Raw genomic sequence first — 17899 nt, 5'->3', positions numbered from 1 at the left:
TGGGGACCATCGTCCGCAATACCTGCCGACGTAAGAACGCCGGCATCGGTGAGAACACCTTTACCATCGATACGACCCCAAACGCCAAGCAACGCGAGGCGCTGGCGCTGATCAAGGCGATCGAGATGTAGCCAGGCATTTGCACCAAAATTTTTCGAAAAATATAGAAATATCAGTCGAATATCGCGTTTTCCAGGCGGGAACTTCGGACTAAAATGTGCGACGTTCCTCGCAATTCGGGCCGATCCGCCGCCGTTAACGCGGGTCATCCCACGATTTTTCCGCGGCCATTCGTCGCGCGATAAAAATCCTGTGTTACTGTAATGTTGAGTATTGAATAACCGCGCTCAGACTCTAGGTCGCCACTGGAGGACGTCTTCCACGGACCACGCGATTAACACACCGGACAACGAAGCAATCCGAGATCACGCATGATGCACACGGAGAACCCAGCCCTACCGGACGTGATGTTGGTCCTCGACACCGAGGGCATCATCCGCGACGTCACCCTGTCCAACGTGTTCGCCGCGGAGAGCGTCGCGGCCTGGATCGGACGCCCCTGGGCAGACACCGTGAGCGCATCCGACGGCGAGTATCTGCGGCACATGATCGAGGATGCCGGAGAGAGCGGCGTCAGCACCTTCCGCAACGTCAATCAGCACTTTCCGAGCGGTCTCGAACTCCCGATCGAGTACACCACCATTCGCTTGGGCGGGCCGCCGGGATTACTGGCCATCGGTAAGAACCTCTGCGCCATGGCCGAACTCCAGTCCCGTCTGGTGGAAGCCCAACAGGCCATGGAACGCGACTACTGGAAGCTGCGCGAAGTCGAGACCCGCTACCGCCTGCTGTTCAATTCATCCCGCGACGCGGTGCTGGTCCTGCGGGCGTCCACACTCGCCATCATCGACTTGAATCCGTCAGCGGCACAGGCCCTCGGAATCGCGATGCCGCAGGTCAAGGGCACGCTGAGCACGCGCTTCCCTGACACCCTGATTCCGCAGGAGCGCGACCTCTTCGAGGGCATGATCCGGCGTATCCGCGAACGCGGCAAGGCGCCCGGTGTGCTGCTGCGCCTGGGTCAGGGCCAGACCCCCTGGCTGGTGCGCGCCTCATCGGTTACCGCGGATCAGGAAGAAGTCTTGCTCGTCCAGTTGGTCCCCTCGGCGGCGGCCCAGACCATCGTCGATCTCACCGACCCGATGCACATCGAGGCCCTGATCGAAGGCGGGCCTGACGGTTTCGTGGTCATCGACCACCAGGGCGCCATCCTGCGCGCCAATCGGGCCTTCCTTGACCTGGTACAGATCGGCTCCGAATCCGCGGTGTTGGGAGAGCCGCTGGGCCGCTGGCTGGGCCGCCCCGGTGCGGACCTGACGGTATTGCTGGCCAATGTGCTGCGCTTGGGAGCGGTGCGACTCTTCTCGACCGTGCTGCGGGCTGAACTGGGCCGCGAGGTCGAGGCCGAGGTCTCGGCCTCCGGCCAGGGCGGACGCAACGGCGGCAAGCAGGGCGGAACCATCGGCGTTTTCATCCGCGACGTGAGCCCGCGCCTGTCGACCGCGACCCCGGGCAAGGGCATCAACGGGCTGATGGAGTCACTGACCCGGCAGATCGGCAAGACCACCCTGCGCAAGCTGGTCGATGACACCATCGCCGTGGTGGAGCAGCGTTATATCGAGGCGGCCTTGGACCAAACCGGCGGCAACCGTACCGCCGCCGCCGAGTTGCTCGGTCTGAGCCGCCAAAGCCTCTACGTCAAATTGGGCCGCTATGGTCTGGAGGAGGACGCCAGACTACCTGGCCGACCAGACCAGTTATCCGCGGCCTAGCGGCGCGGCAACGCCGTTCCCGCCGCGGCGCCGGATTGCCCGACAGCCGCGACACACGCCTTGCGGTACCAGGCATGGCGCCCCCGCCCGGACAGGATGACGCTGCATGATGAAGCGAAGCGGTCCACTCAAGTGATGTTGACCTCTGCCCAGGTTCCGGACTTCGGCCAAGCCGACCTCTCCAACTGCGAACTGGAGCAGATCCATCTTGCGGGTTCCATTCGTCCCTGCGGCGCATTCCTGCTGGTGCGTGAACCGGATCTGACCATCGTGCAGCAGAGTGCCGACGCCGGCCGGCTCCTCGGCCGCGCGGACCTCCTGCTGGGCGAGACGCTGGACGGTCTGGGCGGCAATCTCGCTGAACGGGTACGCACCCGCACCATGGAGCAACTGACGGAGTTCCCGGCGGCCGTGCGGTGCCGAATCGCCGCGACCGAGACGGACTTCGACGGCCTGCTGCATCGCCCACCGGGCGGCGGCCTCATTGTCGAACTCATCCCATCGGGTCCCGCAGCACTCGACCTGACGCCCCTAGTCCGCAATGCCCTGCGCCGGGTCTCCGCGGCCGCGTCACTGCAGGTCCTGTCCGACGAGACCGCCCGTATCTTCAAAGCGTTGGCCGGTTATGACCGGGTGATGGTCTACCGCTTCGACGAGCGCGGCCATGGCGAGGTTTTCGCCGAGGCGCGTGAGTCGGGGCTCGAACCCTTCCTCGGTAACCGCTACCCGGCGACCGATATTCCCCAGATCGCCCGCCGTCTCTACATGCGCAACCGCATTCGCATCCTGGAGGACGTCGCCTATTGCCCGGTCCCGCTCATTCCCGAGCACTCGCCGCTGACCGGCGAACCACTCGATATGTCGCTGTGCTACCTGCGCAGCCTGTCACCCATCCATATCCAGTACCTCAAGAACATGGGGGTGGCCGCCACCCTGGTCACCTCACTGATGGTGGGCGGACGCCTCTGGGGACTGATTTCCTGCCACCATCAAGCGCCGCGCTCCATCCAGTACCAGACCCGGATCGCCTGCGAGTTGCTGGCGGAAGCGGTCGCCACGCGCATCGCGGCCTTGCAGGGCTTTACCCAGGCCCAAACCGAGCACGCGGTGCGGCGCCTGGAACAGCGCATGATCGAGGCGATCACCCGCCGCGGTGACTGGGAGCACGCGCTGTTCGACAATCCCCAGTCCCTGCTGCAGCCGCTCGCCGCCGGCGGTGCCGTCCTGCTGTGCGACGGCAAGGTCGTAACGACCGGCACTGTTCCTGGAACCCACCAGATCGGCAAACTCAGGGCCTGGCTGGACACCCAGCCGCGCGCACCGATGATTACCACCGCCTCGCTGGGCAGCGATGCCCCCGGTCTGGCGGATCTCATTCCGGTCGCCAGCGGCCTGCTCGCGGTTCCGCTCTCGCGCGGCGGGGGCGAATATTTGGTATGGCTGCGACCCGAGCGCCTGCACACCGTCACCTGGGGCGGCAACCCCTACCAGACCGCGGAGCACGCGGGTGACGACCCCGGCCAACTCTCGCCGCGTCGGTCATTTGCCCGCTGGCAACAAGTGGTGGAGGGCACCAGCGACCCCTGGACTCCAGACGACCTGACCACCGCCCGCCTGATCGGGGAGTCGGTTGCCGACGTGATCCAGCAATTCCGCTCGCTGCGCGTCCTGATCGCCCGCGACCAACTGGAGGACATCAGCCGCAAGGTCCGCCACTCCGAACAACCCGTGGTCATCGCCGACGCCCGGGGCCTCATCGTCCTGACCAACGGCGCCTTCGATCGCCTGGTACCCGGCGGCACCCGCCCGGATTCGCTGGGCGAACTGCTGGCCCTGTTCGGCGATCCCGCGGCAGTCAATCAGCGCATTCTTGACCTGCTGGAACGCCACCAACCCTGGCGCGCCGAGGTCGAACTCACCACCAGCGAGGGCGAGCGCCAACCCTTCATGGTACGCGCCGACCCCGTTCTGTCCGCGCCTGAGCAAGTCCTGGGCTTCGTCTTTCTCTTCACCGATATCAGCGAACGCAAGACCGCCGAGGAAGCCCGCCGCCGGTTCCAGACCGGCGTGGTGGAGCGTCATCGGCTCGCCTCCAAGCCGCTGGAATCCGAGACCGATCTGGTCCGTCGCGAACTGCTCGCCGGCATCGTCGGCAACGCCCAGCTCGCCGCCCTGGAAATCACCGACGGACCGGATCTCACCCGCGTCCCCGACCTGCTGGAGGGCATCCAGTCATCGGTCACCCGCACCACGGATCTGCTGGAGCACCTGCTGTGGTACTCCGATCGCGCGGCTGGGGACAGTGACCGCGGACATTGAAGCATCCAGCGTGTTGATGTTGATAAAAGACTCCGGCCGGTCGCTGAGATCCGCCTCCGCCACCCGATGGCGCTCATACCACAGCGCCACTTTGCGCTCACCGCCGGCCAGATAGTCATCCAGACTGGCGGCGAGGCACACCGGCAGCAGCGCATACACCGGCTGCTTGCGCACCCCGTCGCTGGCCACCGCCAACTCGGCGTCCCCGGCACTCACGGCCAGCACCAGCCGCTCGACCAGATCGGGCGCCGGGTAGGGGCCGTCGCAGGGCAGGGTGACGATCCATGGAGTGCGTGCCGCTCGCATGGCACTGCGGATACCGGCCAAAGGGCCCTGGAAGCCCGGCTCCAGATCGGCGATCACCGGCACACCGTAACGCGCATAGCGCTCCAGGTTGCGGTTGGCATTGATCAGCAGGGAATCGACCTGCGGGCGCAAGGCCGTGATGACCCATTCGATCAGCGGCCGGCCGGCATAGAGCGCCAGCCCCTTATCGACCCCGCCCATCCGCCGTCCCTGACCGCCAGCCAGGATCACCCCGGTGATCGATGCGCGCGTCGGGTCCGACGGCGTCACGTCCGGATCACCGCGGGCAACCGGAGCACAAGGCGCAATCGCTTGATCATCAGGTCTCACCCTTGTTGCGATCTGTAAACCCTTTCGACACTGCCCGTTCAACTGCGGGCAACCTGGCCGGCGCCAATCGGACAGCAATGCAGGTGCCCGCGCGTTGGCGGTCCCGCTATGCGAGACTTCCCGCCGGAAGGGCCGCCCACGGCCCTGACGGCATCCTGACCCGCTGTGTTTCCCTGATCTCCACAAAGAGGTGATCCATGATGACCCGCACCCTGTCCCTGGCAACGCTCCTGTCCACACTGCTGATCACGCCCGTGCTCGCTGAAGATACGCCCGCAAAGACCATCAGCGATATCTACCAGCAGCGGGCCGCACTCAACGGCCAGCAGGTGACCCTGCGCGGCAAAGTGGTGAAGGTCAACAACCTGATCATGGACCGCAATTGGGTGCACCTGCAGGACGGATCGGGCGATGCCGCCGATGGTTCGAACGATATCACCATCACCACCCAGGACAAGGCGCAGGTCAACGACCAGGTCACGGTCACCGGCACCCTGGCCGTAGACCTAGATTTTGGTTCAGGCTACAAATATCCGCTGTTGGTTGAGAAGGCGACGATCACTCCGGTTCAGTAGTCCACCAGCGGCAGCGCGGGACTTGGTGAAAAAAGCCCGCGCTTGTCCATCTCGATCGCCTGTTGTGATAGCCGATAATAAAGATTATGTAAAGCGATGGGCCGACTGACGCTCCAGCGTCCCGCCCGCGACCCCGATCACGCCTCGAACAGATCCGCCACGTCGTCGAGGGTCGCGGCCCGGCGCAGCCAGTGCCGCAGTTGCTCAGGATCGACGCAGCGTTCGAGCCGCGCGCACGTGGCGGCGTCGGCAATCATCCCGCGACCGTCGAGCACATCGAGCACGGCGCCGCGCAGTGACTCGACTGCCCCCTCGGTTCGGCCCTCGCCGCGCACGTCGTCCAGATCACGGTAACCCTGACGTTGCAGCAGGTTGCGAAGCGCCGCCGTTGCCGCCGCTTGCGGATCGTAGAGCGACTCGACCAGCAGCTTGTTACGCAGAATGCCGGGGGCTTCAAGCCAGTCGCCGGGATAGCAGACGCGCATCGCCGTACCAGGTTGATGGACCTCGACACGTCGTGGCCCAGTGAGCCGCACCACCCACACGAAGCGGGTGCCGGCGGCCAGCAGTTCAGTGATCTTGAGCGCCAGATCGTCTTCGTCCTGGCCGGTGTCGGCATATTCCAGCGCCAACGGCGGCGCGCCCGCGACCCAGCCCGGCAGGTCCGGCACATTGCCGACCGCGACATCCGGCGCGCGCAAGGTTCCCGGTGTAGGCGCGTAGCCGGTGTCGACGCCGGCGGAGTCGACATCGGGATCGGTCCCGAGCACGAGACCGCCGATCAGATTGGCCTTGGAACCGCGACCTCCGGTCGGCAGACACTGAATCGGATGACCATTGGAGAGTTCATAGGGATCGCCCGAACGCAACTGGTCGGCCTGGAAGGGACCGTGACCCTGGTGGATCATGGGGTTTTTCATGGCGATGAGGCCTTCGTCAGAGCATGAGCGCAGTGTATGCCACCGCACCGAGATTTCGTACGCAAAGGGTGAAATTACGATCGAATGCCGGGAGATCAAATCGAGGCGCCCGAGCACACTGCGCTGCTTGCGGGAAGAAAGGCCACAAGTCAATCGCACGAATACTTTACTCCAAGAGAACCCCAACACTCAATGAACGCCATCGGCTGGAACATGAACGGGAACGAAGACAGTTGGCGGACCGCCATGATTGATGAAGCAGGTACGCTGCTGTCCATCATCGACGCGGCTCAAGCTGACGAAGACATCGACGAGGATCCCGTCTCCCGCAAGATGCGTTTGACCATGGGGAGGACGGCCAGGCGGTTAGCCTTACAGATCATCGCGGAACTGCGGCCCGCCACAGCGACGCCGAAAACTGAAGACCCAAGCTGGCCCGTCCGCCGTCTCGTTTGGTTCTAGAACGACATCAAGCGAACAGACCATTCCACGATACCCGGCCTATCGTACCAAACCGATGAATTCCAGAGAGCCAAGCAATGATACCCACTCCCTCCAAGACCCTGCTTGCCATCGACAATCGTCGTTGCGACCCGCGCCACGCGTTGCGCTATCCGGTCTTGCTGCCTGACTGCGACGCAATGACGCGCAACATCAGTGGTTCAGGCGCGTATTTTGAGACGGATCGCCAGAAGGTTGTTATGAATCAACCAATCAGCTTTGCCCTTGTGTTACCCGCCGGTCCACCCGACCCTGGCGCGCAGCGCTATGCATGGAGCGAAGGACGTGTCGTAGATGGGAGAGTCGTACGAATAGATACTGGTGAGACGGGGCAAGTGGGTGTTTGCGTCGCTTTTTAGCAACAGACCGAAGCCGTCTCCCCGATAGGATCTGACCAACCTAAGATTTCCGCACGGATTCAATACAATGACAGAATAGGGCTCAGCGCCCGGCAGAGCCCTATCCTGAATTCCTTGCGGTGTGACTGACGGCTATAATCCGGTGCCCTTCAAGGCATAGGGAACGAGCGGGACCAACATGATGGAGAGGGCAAGCCAAATTGCCACGTTGGTCTTGGAACGGAGAGTTGCTTCGCTCATGGTAATCACCTCAAGGCCGATGGTTGGTATTCACTGTCCGACGTCAGAGAGGATGGGGTCCGGCAAATCGAGGCTCAAGTAATCCTGCTTTTAGTCAATGGTATTTTCCTAGTATGGCGCTAGGTTATTGGCTTGGCAGACGCTGCAGGTATTCTGATGTGAGCGATCCGACAGGGCGACCTCATGGCGGACGGCACCCTTAAGGCCGGCATCGCCGCGCTCAAGTCCGGAATCCAGCGCCTGGAGCGTCTGCGCGGTCTGGCCCCGAGGCGCTGAACGTGATCGCACCGCGCGCTATCGCTTGCGGCCGATCGCGCCGCATGAGCGCGACCAGCGGACGGTCCGCACAGCGGACCCTACGGTATAGCCTTCGTACGTGATATCCAGACAGGCCCTTGGTGTAGGGGCGGGTTTGAAACCCGCCCCTACGTCCGGTTATCACGTCCGAATGCTATAACACCGTGACCTGTAGGGTCCGCTGTGCGGACCGACGACCGTGCCGATCGCGCGGTGGCCGGGTTTATGATCAAGGCCCCGGAGCGACACGAATCTCGAAGAGTGGCTTACTTGCATGCAAAGGACGCCACCAGCGGATGCCCGGCCAGACATTGCAGTCGCTCCCGCGCCGGCGGGTGCCGAGCGACCTGGGCCTCAATGAACAACCCGATCGCCTCGGCCAGCAACTCGCGAATCTGCTCAAGTGGCTGCGTCGGCGCGTAGTCCCGGAACGGTCGGCCGGTCGTCACATCCTGAGGGTCGGTGATCGCAAAGTGGTTAGCGCCCTCGATCAGCAGCAGATAGCTGTCATCCCGACCGCCTGCGATGGCCTCCTGAAACGTCCGTTCCACCGGGCGGGTGGCGGTTTCCCACTCGACGCCGTAGCGATCGCTGCTCTGGGCGATGACGCCGTCCCGCATACCGGCCATCAACAGCAGGGGCAGACTGTCGGGTAACGGCTGGATGGTGCCTGGAGCGTAACCCAGCCGGGTGAAGGCAGCCGAATGGGCGGCATAGGCAAAGGACGCCGCCACCGGCGGGAACAGCCGGGGATCGGCGTTCTCGATCGCGATCCGGCCCCCGGCCGAATGACCGCCGATGATCACCTGTTCCAGGTCGAGAAGACCGGCCAGGACCCCGTGCGCTTGCAGGCCCTTCAGCGCATCGAGCAACGCGGGCAGCGCCGCGGCAGTCGGCGTCGGTCCGTCCGCATGGGGCGTCGGCAAACTCATGCGAAATCCAGGACTGAGCATCGTCATGCCGAGGATGTCTTGGGCGACCCACGAAAAGGTCACCACGACATACCCACGCTGCGCCAACGCGACGGCCAGCCAATGGTAGCCTTCGGGGCCGCAGTTGATCCCGTTGAAGAAAATGACGACCCGGAACGGGGCCCGTGACGCGTCGGCCGGAACTAGACCTAAGTCCTGTTCCTGATGGCTGCCGGACATCTGCCCCGGGTAGTACACCTTGAGGTGGATCGTGTCGTAAGGTGCGGTCGCGGTATCGACCTTAACCGCTTGGAACAGCGCGCGAATGGTCATTGTTATGTCTCACTCACTCCCGGCACGGCCGACCCCACGAGCATGCACTCACGGACGATATCCGGCAAGGTCGGTTAGGTGCACTGCTGGGGGCCGGCGCGGTGGCCACCGACCGCGCGGGGCGAACCGAAGGTCGCCGAGGGCCTTCGGGCGTTTGACGATGATCGGCATTTAACCCTCGCGCAGTCGCTCGGTCCGGCGTTGGCGACCGGCCTGCTTCGCCTCGTCGGCAGACCAAGGCGTCGCGGGGCCACTGTCCAACCCGTCCTGGATGTCTTGCCGCAGTTGTTCCAGCTTGACGGCCCGCAGGCGGTCTTGCTCGTCCATCAGGCGCAAGGCTTCCCGCACTACCTCGCTGGCCGATGTGTAAAGACCGGACGCGACTTTCTGCCTGACGAGCTCTTCGAGTTGGGGGGACAGGTTGACATTCGTGGGCATGAACCGCTGCGTTCTGTATCGGGCAAGTTCGAAGCCGCGACTCGGCGGCTGTCAAGGATGAGCAAAGTTGGACATCGCCCCTGGCGCTGGTGGGGACCAGGGGGCCTGCTGGAGGCGGCGTGGCCTAACGGATAAAAAAGGAGTTTAAAGGATAAATAAAGGAAAGGATAAGGAGGCAAAAAATGACTTAAAAACCATGATAAACAAAAAGATATATGATTTATATTGCGGCGTCTTCCTACCACCTTGGCCACTGTTGCGGCTTCTGCCTACCACTTTATCCAAGTATTGCGGGTTCTACCTACCACCATTGCGGCTTCCACCTACCACTTTTTTGCCTTATTGCGGCGTCTACCTACCACATATCAAGCCTGTTGGGTCGCGAAAATTCGATCGCTCTGTGCATAAAATGCCCTTTGCGGCTTCTCCCTACCACCTGTTGCGGCTTCTACCTATCAGGTTTGCGGCTTCTACCTACCACCTGTTACCGTCTCTACCTACCACTTGGCAAGAAATGATGCACAGCAGAGCCCGAGAGTGCTGAGCGTGAGTCCTTCAACCGCGCGTTGGCGGCCTTCACGTGTGAGAGGCGCTTGTGGAGCCAGCGGGCGATCTGTGAGGACAGGGACATCAGGACGCCATAGTTGAATTGACGGTATGTCAGATCATTCACGCTCTTGGAGATGAGGGCCGGGAGGCGAACAACCCAGGTAATCGAGGTGTCGGTCAGATACTTCTGGCGGGTGACGCGGGTCACGTCTGAAAGGATCGGGGCGGAATAGACGGGATCGTCCGTATCACCCAGAAAGAGCGAAATGTGCGTCTTGGATAAGATCTCGATAGAACGTTTAATCTCGTCCAGGTTCCTGGTCTTGCCACGCGCTTGAAGCTCCTTGCGGATCATCTGAACCGAGAAACGAATCCAACTCTCGGCATTGTTCGGATCGTGAAGTCCACATTGCTGATCTGCAAAAATCTTGCGGATAACTTCCTCCACGAGTTCTTCGTTGGTGCTGGGATAAAAATCGAAGTAGCCGTCTTTGGTCTTGATCGAAGCGGGCTGGATCGCTACGCGACACGCACTTTCATGGCGTTTTCAGCTTCCAAACGCCGAGGGACTGGCTAACTCACCAGGAAAGCGTCTGCTGCCTGTCGTTGATGGCGCGCTCGAAGCCCAACCATCCAGGGTTGCGGGTTTCGCCATCAGCAGCCGATCCTTTCATTGCGCAGGTGTTCCGCCATTTCCTTGGCTCGTCCTTCTCCTTTTAGCAGGTCGAGATAGACGTGGATGGGGCTGGCGAGCCAGGCATTTCCGACGCGCTCCCGGAACAGCAGGTCGCCCGGCGACTTCACGTCGATAATGGCGAAGTTGGCCCCTTCGTTGACGACACGCGCGCCGAGATCCGCCAGTACATCATTGACTTCCGGCGTCACGAGCACCCGGCATCGCACCTGTCCTAAACTGGAGAGGAATGGAGCGTAGCGCTGTGCCGCGGCTTCGTTGCTGATGGCATAGCTGACTCCACGGGCTTCAAAGGCCTGCGCAGCACGGTCTACCAGCGCTTCGGCTTTCGTGCCAGGCAGGAAGTAGCGTCGCAGGATCGCCGGTCGGCTTCCCGCGACTTGGGCAGCCCAGGCGTCGAGCAGGGCGCGTGGGTCGCGCAGGTGCCGTTCCTTGTTCGGCCCCTGTCCGCGGATGGCGATCCAGTCGAACTTCTCCAACTCGCTCAGGATCTCGGAGGCGGTGGCCGGCGACACCGGGGGCCGCTACGGACAAATAAAGGATAAGGAGGCAAAATTAGACGTATTGACAACGTACGCACATCGGGCTAAACCTAGTGCAAGTAGCCAACCCCCCACGGAGCGCTTCATGTCATCCCTCGAATCCCAGGAGACCAGCGGCCAGACCCGGGACATCAACATCAACATTCGCGCCCAACGCAACCAGCGCGACCTGATCGACCAGGCGGCCCGGATTTTAGGCAAGACCCGCTCGGACTTCATGTTGGAGACGGCCTGCCGTGAGGCCGAGGACGTGTTGCTGGACCAGCGCGTGTTCGTGCTGGACGCCGCGGCATTTGCGGAGTTTCAGGCGTTGCTGGACGCACCGCCCGCCGACAATCCCCGACTGCGCGCCTTGTTGGCAACCAAAGCGCCCTGGGAGACCTGACTTGCCAACGGTTGGTACTTGGACGGCGCCAGCGCCCCTCGCGGCGACGCATGACCTGACGACCTTTGAGAGCGGCGAGCCGGCTCTCGACCACTGGCTGAAAACCCACGCCCTGCGCAACGAAGGACGCGGCGCGTCGCGTACCTATGTAGTGTGTAACGATGACCATGTCATCGGCTACTACAGTCTGGCGACCGGTTCAATATGCAGCGAACAGGCGCCCGGACGTATCCGGCGGAATATGCCGAACCCGATTCCCGTCATGCTGCTTGGGCGCTTGGCGATTCATCTTGCGTGGCAGCGCCACGGCATCGGCAAGGCACTGCTGCGCGATGCCATTTTCCGCACGACCACGGTGGCGCAACTGGTGGGCGTCAAGGCGCTCATGGTCCATGCCCTGTCCGAGTCGGCGCGGCGCTTCTATGAGGTTCATGGGTTTGATCCTTCACCGACGCACCCGCGCACCCTGTTTCTGCCGATCGCCTTGTCGAGCGGAGAACTGCACCGCTCGACACCACACGACCGGCAGGTGTTGCGCCTGGATGATTTCACGGTAGAGGATTTGAAAGCCGTTTTGGCGGTCGAGCCTTCGCCGCACGCCGCCGATTTCGACGATGAAATACCATGATCGTCCTGGTCACCCTCTTGTCTACGCCGACGTTGCCCGCGTCCTGACGCGCCGCCCGGCAAGGCCCCAGGGCCTACATGCGCTTGGCCGATTCTTCGTGCTCTGCACGACGGCCGGCCCCTCGGCGGCGCAATGGCCGATAACGCTGCGTTCGCGTAAGGCTGGTTTGGGCCCCGCCGACGCCACCGCGGTCCGTCTGCCGAGAATACAAGCGATAGACCAATGTGCCGCATCGGAAATCAGGCGCGGTCGAGTGTCGCATCCATTGCTGTAGAATGAAGCACTGTCGCCACACATTGGCATCGACGACCCACTTTTCCCGCTGCCATGGCCCCGATCGCTGACCGGTTGTTCACCCTCAAGCTTCAGGCGTACCGCTCGTTTCGTGACGAGACGAGCATCGACATCCGGCCGCTGACCCTGTTGTATGGGTTCAATCAGGCGGGCAAGAGCACCCTGGTGCGGCTCCTCGCGCTGCTGGCCGACTCCCTCGCGCCCGGCGCCGGCCCGCTGGATCTGCGGAGCCCGGCGCTACGCGGGGCGTCTTTCAAGGAGCTTGGTCACCTGGGGCGCGAGATGAACCTTTCCCCCTGGGTGACGCTGGTCGCGCCAGGGTCGCCGGCAGATCCCACGTTCAAGATTCAGTTCAAGGAGGACAACGGACTCGTGGTCGACCGGCTCCACCTCATCCGAGGACCCGGCGGGGACAAGTTTAAGGTTGAGTTGGCCGATATCGTCGATCGGGCCGGTAACGGCATGCGGGGGAATTACGAAGGCCGCTATCGAGGCCAGGATTGGAACGAACCTCTCCACTTCGACAGCTTGATCCCCGAAGGCTTGCCGAAGGATGCCAAAGACATCGCGGATGCCGTCCGCGCTGCCCTCGCACCTCTTGTTTGGATGCAGTGGCTCGATGCGAATCGTCTCACGGGTGGCAACGAGACCAGTGCGGTCCGCTGCTGCCGCCCAGACGGCGGGGACCTGCCCGCGCTCCTGCGGACCGGGCCGGGAGCGGCCGTACTCGCAGGGGCATCCAACTGGCTCGCCGCGCAGGAGGGTCTCGGCGACGAGCTCAGCCTGCGCAGCGACCCCTCCGGCCGCCACCAGATCGTTCACCGGGCCTTCGGCCGGGAAGCACTACCCCTGCATCTGGCTGGCGAGGGGCTTCGCGCCCTGCTGCCGATCCTCTTGTGCGCCCTGTGGGCGGAGACCGGCGACCCTGGGGCGCCGACCATGCTCGCGGTCGAGGAGCCCGAGGCGCACCTGCACCCGACCTTGCAGGTGGCACTGTTCGACCGTCTGGCGCAGACCGTCCGCGCTGGTATCCCGGTGGTCTTGGAAACCCATTCCGTCTATGTGCTCCGGGCCATGCAACTCGCCGTGCTGGAGGGGCGTCTGACGCCCGAGGAGATCGGGCTGCACTGGGTTGACCAGGGACCAGACGGGGCCTCTACCGTCACGGCCATCGGGATCGACGCCGACGCGGCCCTGACCGATTGGCGCCCCGATTTGTTCGAGAAAGAGCAGGAACTCGCCCATCGTATCCTGGACCTGCGCTGGAAGCCCCAGGAGACACCGTGATCGTTTGGATGGACGATGCACTATTCGCGGGTCCGCACCGGGACCTGGATCGACTGGCGCTCCTGCGCAACGCCGCCCGCCGACGCCATACCCTGATTGTGTCGACGAGCCCCGCCGCGCCTTGGCACGCGCGCACCGCGCCCAACTTCGACGCATGGGCGGCGGCCTGGCCGGACGGCCTGCATACGGAGATCAAATTGATTGAGGAGCGGCTGGCAATTGTCTCGGTCACCGCCGTGACCCGGGGTGCCAAGCGGCTGCTGGTCTGTGACCGTGACCCTGGAGCGGAGCATGTGGGCTGCCGAGTGTCACTGGAGGACGCGGTACGTGCCCTGTCGCTTCCCCTGTATATCCTGATCGAGCACCAGATCCACGATGCCGCCTTTATTCGCCGAATCCTTCCGCCGGTATGGCGGGCGCGTTTCGCGGAATGGGAGAGTCGCGGCGAACTGCGCTACGAGAACGGCGGCGGACTCCCGGTTATGTCCGATTTGATCAAGTTCCACTGCAACGATGAACGTGCAAAATTGGCCTTCGGACTACCAGCGGAAATTTGGCAGCTAGTCCATTTCATCGTTTGGGACCACGATGGCGATAGTTTCGATACCCCAGGCCCCGGCTCCGGCGACCTGGGACGCACCTGCGACAAGGCAGATCTGGCGGGACACTGGCACCGTCTGGAGCGACGCGACCAGGAGCACTATCTGCCGATACCGGCATTGCAGGCAATCGTCAAAGAACGAATCACCGATCCTGTCGAGCGGGAACGCCTCTTGGCGGACATCGATGCGCACGCGGCAAAGGGCGATGGGCGGCACTTCGTCCCCTTGCCGAAACTTGGAGAATTCCCCTTGTTCAAGAACTTGTTCATGACTGCGAACCTGAACTGGCCGGACCAATGGTTCGAAGAAGACGGCGCCTGGCCCGAGATGACCCGTTTGGCGGAGCGGATCGCATCCGCCATGTGACCGGAGACCGATCATGCCCTTCTATGAGCGACAGCCCTATATCTCGCCCCTCCATCAAATTGTTGCGGAGGTACTGTGGGGCGAGATCCTGATACCGCGCTTCCAACGCTCAGGCACCGAGTGGGTGCCAACTCAGCGTGGGGATTTGCTGGACAGCCTCTACCGTGGCTTTCCGATCGGGACCATCCTGCTCTGGTCCACCAATAGTCCGATCAAGACCAAAGACATCATCGGCGGATTCAGGATTCGCAAGGCATCCTCCCGGGACGGACAACGGTTGCTGCTGGACGGCCATCAGCGGCTATCCACCTTGGTTCAAATCCTCGGACCGGGACTGGTCCACGACCTTCAGCTTGCCAAGATGGAGTCGGTGGTGGACGACACCGATGAGGCCAGCCAGAATGAGGTGTGGGTCTTCGAGCTCAATCCAGCCAAAAGCGAAAAGAACGACACGCCGCCCAAGAGCCGCGACCGATTCGTTCTGCTGAAGACCGGCCAGAGCCCTACGCCAACCCAGCTCCCTTTAAGCCATGCCCTCAACCGAACCGCGCTCAACCGCTGGGTGCGGGAGCAGGGGGACAAGCTCACAGAGCCGCAGGTGACCGAGGTCGATGCCCTGAGGGACCGGCTGCGCGAGTACAACATCCCGGTGGCGGTGCTGGCGGTCGATTCCCTGGAGGACGCGACTGAGAGCTTCAAACGCATCAACTCCAGCGGCACGCCGATGACCGATTTCAACATGGTCGCCGCGCTCGCCTACCGGAACGGATTCGATCCTCAGGAGCTCTTCGAGCAGCATCGCAGCGAGCTGCTTGAGCCGATCGGCTGGCAAGACCTGCCCGATATGGACGTGCTGCGGGTGTGCGCCGCCCTGGCCCAACAGCATCCGGCCAAGATGGAGGTCGATAAGCTATCACAGCAGCTTGCGAAACAGGACGGGCTGATCCAGCGGGCCTTTCAGGCGATGGCGGATGCCGCTCGGTTGGTCGGGGAGCTTTGCGGCATAACCGGCCCCGAAGTCTTGCCCTATTCGTGGCAGCTCATCACGCTGGCCGTATGTCTGGGCTCTGACTTCTTCGACGAGCGATCGGAACCGCGAGTCCGCGAGGCGATACGCCGCTGGCTCTGGCTGACGACCTATGGAGAGGCCTTTGCGGGCGTCAACTCGGCCATCTACGACCGCAGTCTCAAGGCGCTCCGGGAGATGATTCAGGGCGGTACTTTCCAGGCAATGGAGCGCGATCTCACCAAGAACGTGCGCCCGGTGCTGAATTTCGATTTTCGGGCGGCTCGCTCAAAGGCCGTGGCCTTGGCGATGGCTCGACACGAGGATGGTGGCGACCTGTCGGGAACCGCGCATAGACAATTAGCTATCGGTGCTGATGCCATCGGTGTCCTGCAGCCAAGCGGCAAGCGATCGGATTGGTGGAATCGGGTAATCTTGACTACGGACTCCGTTAACAGCTATCGAACGGCGCTCAGGAGTCGAACGGCGCAAGACTCTAAGCCGGAAGAGGATGAGCTACTCGCCAAGATTGGGATCGCGCGCGATGCGCAGGGGGGGCTGGCAGATTTGCTGACCGCTCGGCGCAAAGCGATCGAGGCCGATGAGCGGGAGTTTGTCACGAAGCTCGGGTTGGAATGGGCGTCCGCCGTTTGATGGGCACGCCGCAGGCGAACCGAGGGTCGTGATTGGGACGAGTGAATAGTTGAAGTGACCCGCGAAAATCGCCCCTCTATCGCGGGTGTCTTAAGCTGCGTGAGGCGGATCGCTGGCCGCTGTTGGCATTAGAGCAGTCTCCCACGCGGCTCAGCCGACTGGCCGGGATGGGTCGGCGAGAGACGGGGCCGCCAGGTCAACGCCCAGTATGGCTGTATGCATCTTGGCCGATAATCCTTTTTATGTGAAGTGGCGTCAGCGAGGGCGTATAAAGACGCGGAAATCCCGCCAAAACCGCCTTAAACGCCCGGCTCATCATTCAAAATCCGGGAACATCATGTCGCAGCCTGCGAGGATTCTGAGATCGCTGGGCCGGGCTTACCGTCAGTTTTCGTGCCGAAGAGTCGCACCGGCAGCAGTGCATCAGAACAGCCGGTTCGGCCCGTTCTGGGCGGCCACACGGTAGGCTTCGGCCATGGTCGGGTAGTTGAAAGTGGGCTCGGTAAAGTAGCGGATGCTATTGGCGGCGCCCGGCTGCGACATGATTGCCTGACCGATATGGACGATCTCCGCCGCTTGTTCGCCGCAGCAGTGGATGCCGAGAATCGCCAGGGTCTCCCGATGGAACAGGATCTTGGGCATGCCCACCGTGTGGCCGGTAATCTGAGCGCGGGCCAGTGATTTGAAGTGTGCCTCAGCGACCTCGTAGGGGCGCTGAGCGGCTACGGGCGTCGGCCTGCCCACCGGCTCACGGCCGCTCCACCAATTCCAACAGTCCGTCCGGGTCCAGATCCGCCAGCGGCCTGGGACCCTCGGTCGTGATGGTCAAGACCTCGACCCGGCGCTCAAGACGAATGCGCCCGGCGGTCTCGATCAGGGTCTTGGCCCGCCGTCGCTTGGCGATGCGGTCCACGACATCGAACGCGGCCAGCGCGGCACTCGGGATCGACAGCATCAAGGCGGCGACGGCGACCGGATCGACCACCTTGTGCTGCTGCGCCCGGTGGGCGTCCAGTGGCTGCGTGGTCAGCGTGAGATCCGCATCGGCGAGCGCTGCGGCCAGATCGCGCGCGGCGCCTGCGGCATCGGTTCCGTTCAGAATCAGCTCTAGGTCTTGCATCGGTGTCGCTCTCCAGGGTCGGGCGCCGGCGTGCTGCTGCGCGGCATCAGTGGTTGAAATCGAGGCCCCCGTTCAGGTCGAGGACACTGACCCCGCGCCTGCCAGGCCGCCGCAGTCCATCCCGACCTGTTGCAGGATCTGCTCAATCTGACTGGCCTCCGATAGGCGCAGGCGCTGCGCGGCGGCCAGCGCGAGGCACAGCAGGGTGTTCGCCTGTGCACGCTCATCCGCCCTGCCACGGGACAACAACGCCAAGGCGATCATGGCGCGACAGACCAGCAGTCCGCGCACGTCGCCCAGGCGCTCGTAGACCGGAAGTTGCTCCTCGGTGCGGATGCGCAGGGCCTCGTCGAGCTGGCCGCGCGCCTGGAGGATGTCGGCGATCTGACCCCGCGTCACGGCCGCCGAGCG

The 17899-nt window shown here is 63.1% G+C and carries 18 protein-coding genes and 1 pseudogene; 10 read left to right on the top strand and 9 right to left on the bottom strand.

The window, feature by feature from the left end; translation table 11 throughout:
- The first annotated feature begins 434 nt into the window (after nt 1–434).
- On the top strand, nt 435–1832 hold the full coding sequence (gene ppsR / locus A39O_RS0130560; RefSeq protein ID WP_051088922.1) for a transcriptional regulator PpsR: 1398 nt from the start codon (nt 435–437) through the stop codon (nt 1830–1832).
- A 135-nt stretch (nt 1833–1967) separates the two neighbouring features.
- On the top strand, nt 1968–4151 hold the full coding sequence (locus A39O_RS0130555) for a GAF domain-containing protein (RefSeq protein WP_020508443.1): 2184 nt from the start codon (nt 1968–1970) through the stop codon (nt 4149–4151).
- Here the strand turns inward: A39O_RS0130555 and mobA are convergent.
- Nucleotides 4065–4787: a molybdenum cofactor guanylyltransferase MobA gene (gene mobA / locus A39O_RS0130550; protein WP_322786468.1), complete on the bottom strand. Its 723-nt coding sequence runs from the start codon at nt 4785–4787 to the stop codon at nt 4065–4067. The two genes, A39O_RS0130555 and mobA, sit on opposite strands and share 87 nt — an antisense overlap.
- A gap of 200 nt (nt 4788–4987) precedes the next feature.
- On the opposite strand from mobA, the gene A39O_RS0130545 reads away from it, so the two are divergent.
- Nucleotides 4988–5362 carry a hypothetical protein gene (locus tag A39O_RS0130545; RefSeq protein WP_157640535.1) on the top strand — a complete coding sequence of 125 codons (375 nt, stop codon included), beginning with the start codon at nt 4988–4990 and terminating at the stop codon, nt 5360–5362.
- 137 nt (nt 5363–5499) lie between these two features.
- On the opposite strand, the gene A39O_RS0130540 is transcribed toward A39O_RS0130545, so the two are convergent.
- Nucleotides 5500–6282 (bottom strand): Uma2 family endonuclease, encoded by a 783-nt coding sequence (locus A39O_RS0130540; protein ID WP_020508440.1) that lies wholly within the window; start codon nt 6280–6282, stop codon nt 5500–5502.
- A gap of 192 nt (nt 6283–6474) precedes the next feature.
- On the opposite strand from A39O_RS0130540, the gene A39O_RS0130535 reads away from it, so the two are divergent.
- Nucleotides 6475–6744 carry a hypothetical protein gene (locus A39O_RS0130535; RefSeq protein WP_020508439.1) on the top strand — a complete coding sequence of 90 codons (270 nt, stop codon included), beginning with the start codon at nt 6475–6477 and terminating at the stop codon, nt 6742–6744.
- Nucleotides 6745–6821: 77 nt separating this feature from the next.
- Nucleotides 6822–7142: a PilZ domain-containing protein gene (locus tag A39O_RS41965; RefSeq protein ID WP_169338521.1), complete on the top strand. Its 321-nt coding sequence runs from the start codon at nt 6822–6824 to the stop codon at nt 7140–7142.
- 803 nt (nt 7143–7945) lie between these two features.
- Here the strand turns inward: A39O_RS41965 and A39O_RS0130525 are convergent.
- The 4 genes from A39O_RS0130525 to A39O_RS0130510 all read right to left on the bottom strand — a co-directional run bounded on the left by A39O_RS0130525 (nt 7946) and on the right by A39O_RS0130510 (nt 11119).
- Nucleotides 7946–8923: an alpha/beta hydrolase gene (locus A39O_RS0130525; RefSeq protein ID WP_020508437.1), complete on the bottom strand. Its 978-nt coding sequence runs from the start codon at nt 8921–8923 to the stop codon at nt 7946–7948.
- A 171-nt stretch (nt 8924–9094) separates the two neighbouring features.
- Nucleotides 9095–9361, bottom strand: a complete 267-nt coding sequence (locus A39O_RS0130520) for a type II toxin-antitoxin system ParD family antitoxin (protein WP_020508436.1) — start codon at nt 9359–9361, stop codon at nt 9095–9097.
- Nucleotides 9362–9854: 493 nt separating this feature from the next.
- Nucleotides 9855–10358 carry a hypothetical protein gene (locus tag A39O_RS35905; RefSeq protein ID WP_020508435.1) on the bottom strand — a complete coding sequence of 168 codons (504 nt, stop codon included), beginning with the start codon at nt 10356–10358 and terminating at the stop codon, nt 9855–9857.
- A gap of 206 nt (nt 10359–10564) precedes the next feature.
- Nucleotides 10565–11119 (bottom strand): type IV toxin-antitoxin system AbiEi family antitoxin, encoded by a 555-nt coding sequence (locus A39O_RS0130510; protein WP_020508434.1) that lies wholly within the window; start codon nt 11117–11119, stop codon nt 10565–10567.
- A 112-nt stretch (nt 11120–11231) separates the two neighbouring features.
- Here A39O_RS0130510 and A39O_RS0130505 point away from each other — a divergent pair, with 112 nt between their 5' ends.
- From A39O_RS0130505 to A39O_RS0130485, 5 genes are all read left to right on the top strand, one after another.
- A complete protein-coding gene (locus A39O_RS0130505) occupies nt 11232–11531 on the top strand; it encodes a type II toxin-antitoxin system TacA family antitoxin (RefSeq protein WP_020508433.1) in 300 nt (99 codons plus the stop codon).
- A 1-nt stretch (nt 11532) separates the two neighbouring features.
- Nucleotides 11533–12159, top strand: coding sequence for a GNAT family N-acetyltransferase (locus tag A39O_RS35900; RefSeq protein WP_020508432.1), 627 nt, complete (start codon nt 11533–11535; stop codon nt 12157–12159).
- A gap of 327 nt (nt 12160–12486) precedes the next feature.
- A complete protein-coding gene (locus A39O_RS0130495) occupies nt 12487–13740 on the top strand; it encodes an AAA family ATPase (RefSeq protein ID WP_020508431.1) in 1254 nt (417 codons plus the stop codon).
- Nucleotides 13737–14708: a hypothetical protein gene (locus A39O_RS0130490; RefSeq protein WP_157640534.1), complete on the top strand. Its 972-nt coding sequence runs from the start codon at nt 13737–13739 to the stop codon at nt 14706–14708. Before A39O_RS0130495 ends, A39O_RS0130490 begins: the two co-directional genes overlap by 4 nt.
- 13 nt (nt 14709–14721) lie before the next feature.
- Nucleotides 14722–16368, top strand: a complete 1647-nt coding sequence (locus A39O_RS0130485; RefSeq protein ID WP_020508429.1) for a DUF262 domain-containing protein — start codon at nt 14722–14724, stop codon at nt 16366–16368.
- 423 nt (nt 16369–16791) lie between these two features.
- On the opposite strand, the pseudogene A39O_RS0130480 reads toward A39O_RS0130485, so the two are convergent.
- From A39O_RS0130480 to A39O_RS35895, 3 genes and pseudogenes are all read right to left on the bottom strand, one after another.
- Nucleotides 16792–17091: pseudogene (locus A39O_RS0130480) on the bottom strand (Si-specific NAD(P)(+) transhydrogenase); the annotation flags it as partial.
- Nucleotides 17092–17116: 25 nt separating this feature from the next.
- Nucleotides 17117–17488: a Rossmann-fold NAD(P)-binding domain-containing protein gene (locus A39O_RS0130475; RefSeq protein ID WP_020508427.1), complete on the bottom strand. Its 372-nt coding sequence runs from the start codon at nt 17486–17488 to the stop codon at nt 17117–17119.
- 72 nt (nt 17489–17560) lie between these two features.
- A partial coding sequence (locus A39O_RS35895; RefSeq protein ID WP_040529203.1) for a hypothetical protein occupies nt 17561–17899 on the bottom strand: 339 nt, incomplete at its 5' end.

Source organism: Lamprocystis purpurea DSM 4197 (genome assembly GCF_000379525.1).
Taxonomy (GTDB): domain Bacteria; phylum Pseudomonadota; class Gammaproteobacteria; order Chromatiales; family Chromatiaceae; genus Thiodictyon; species Thiodictyon purpureum.
The sequence above is the reverse complement of the archived record's forward strand: the minus strand, read 5'-3'. Positions and strand labels throughout refer to the sequence as shown.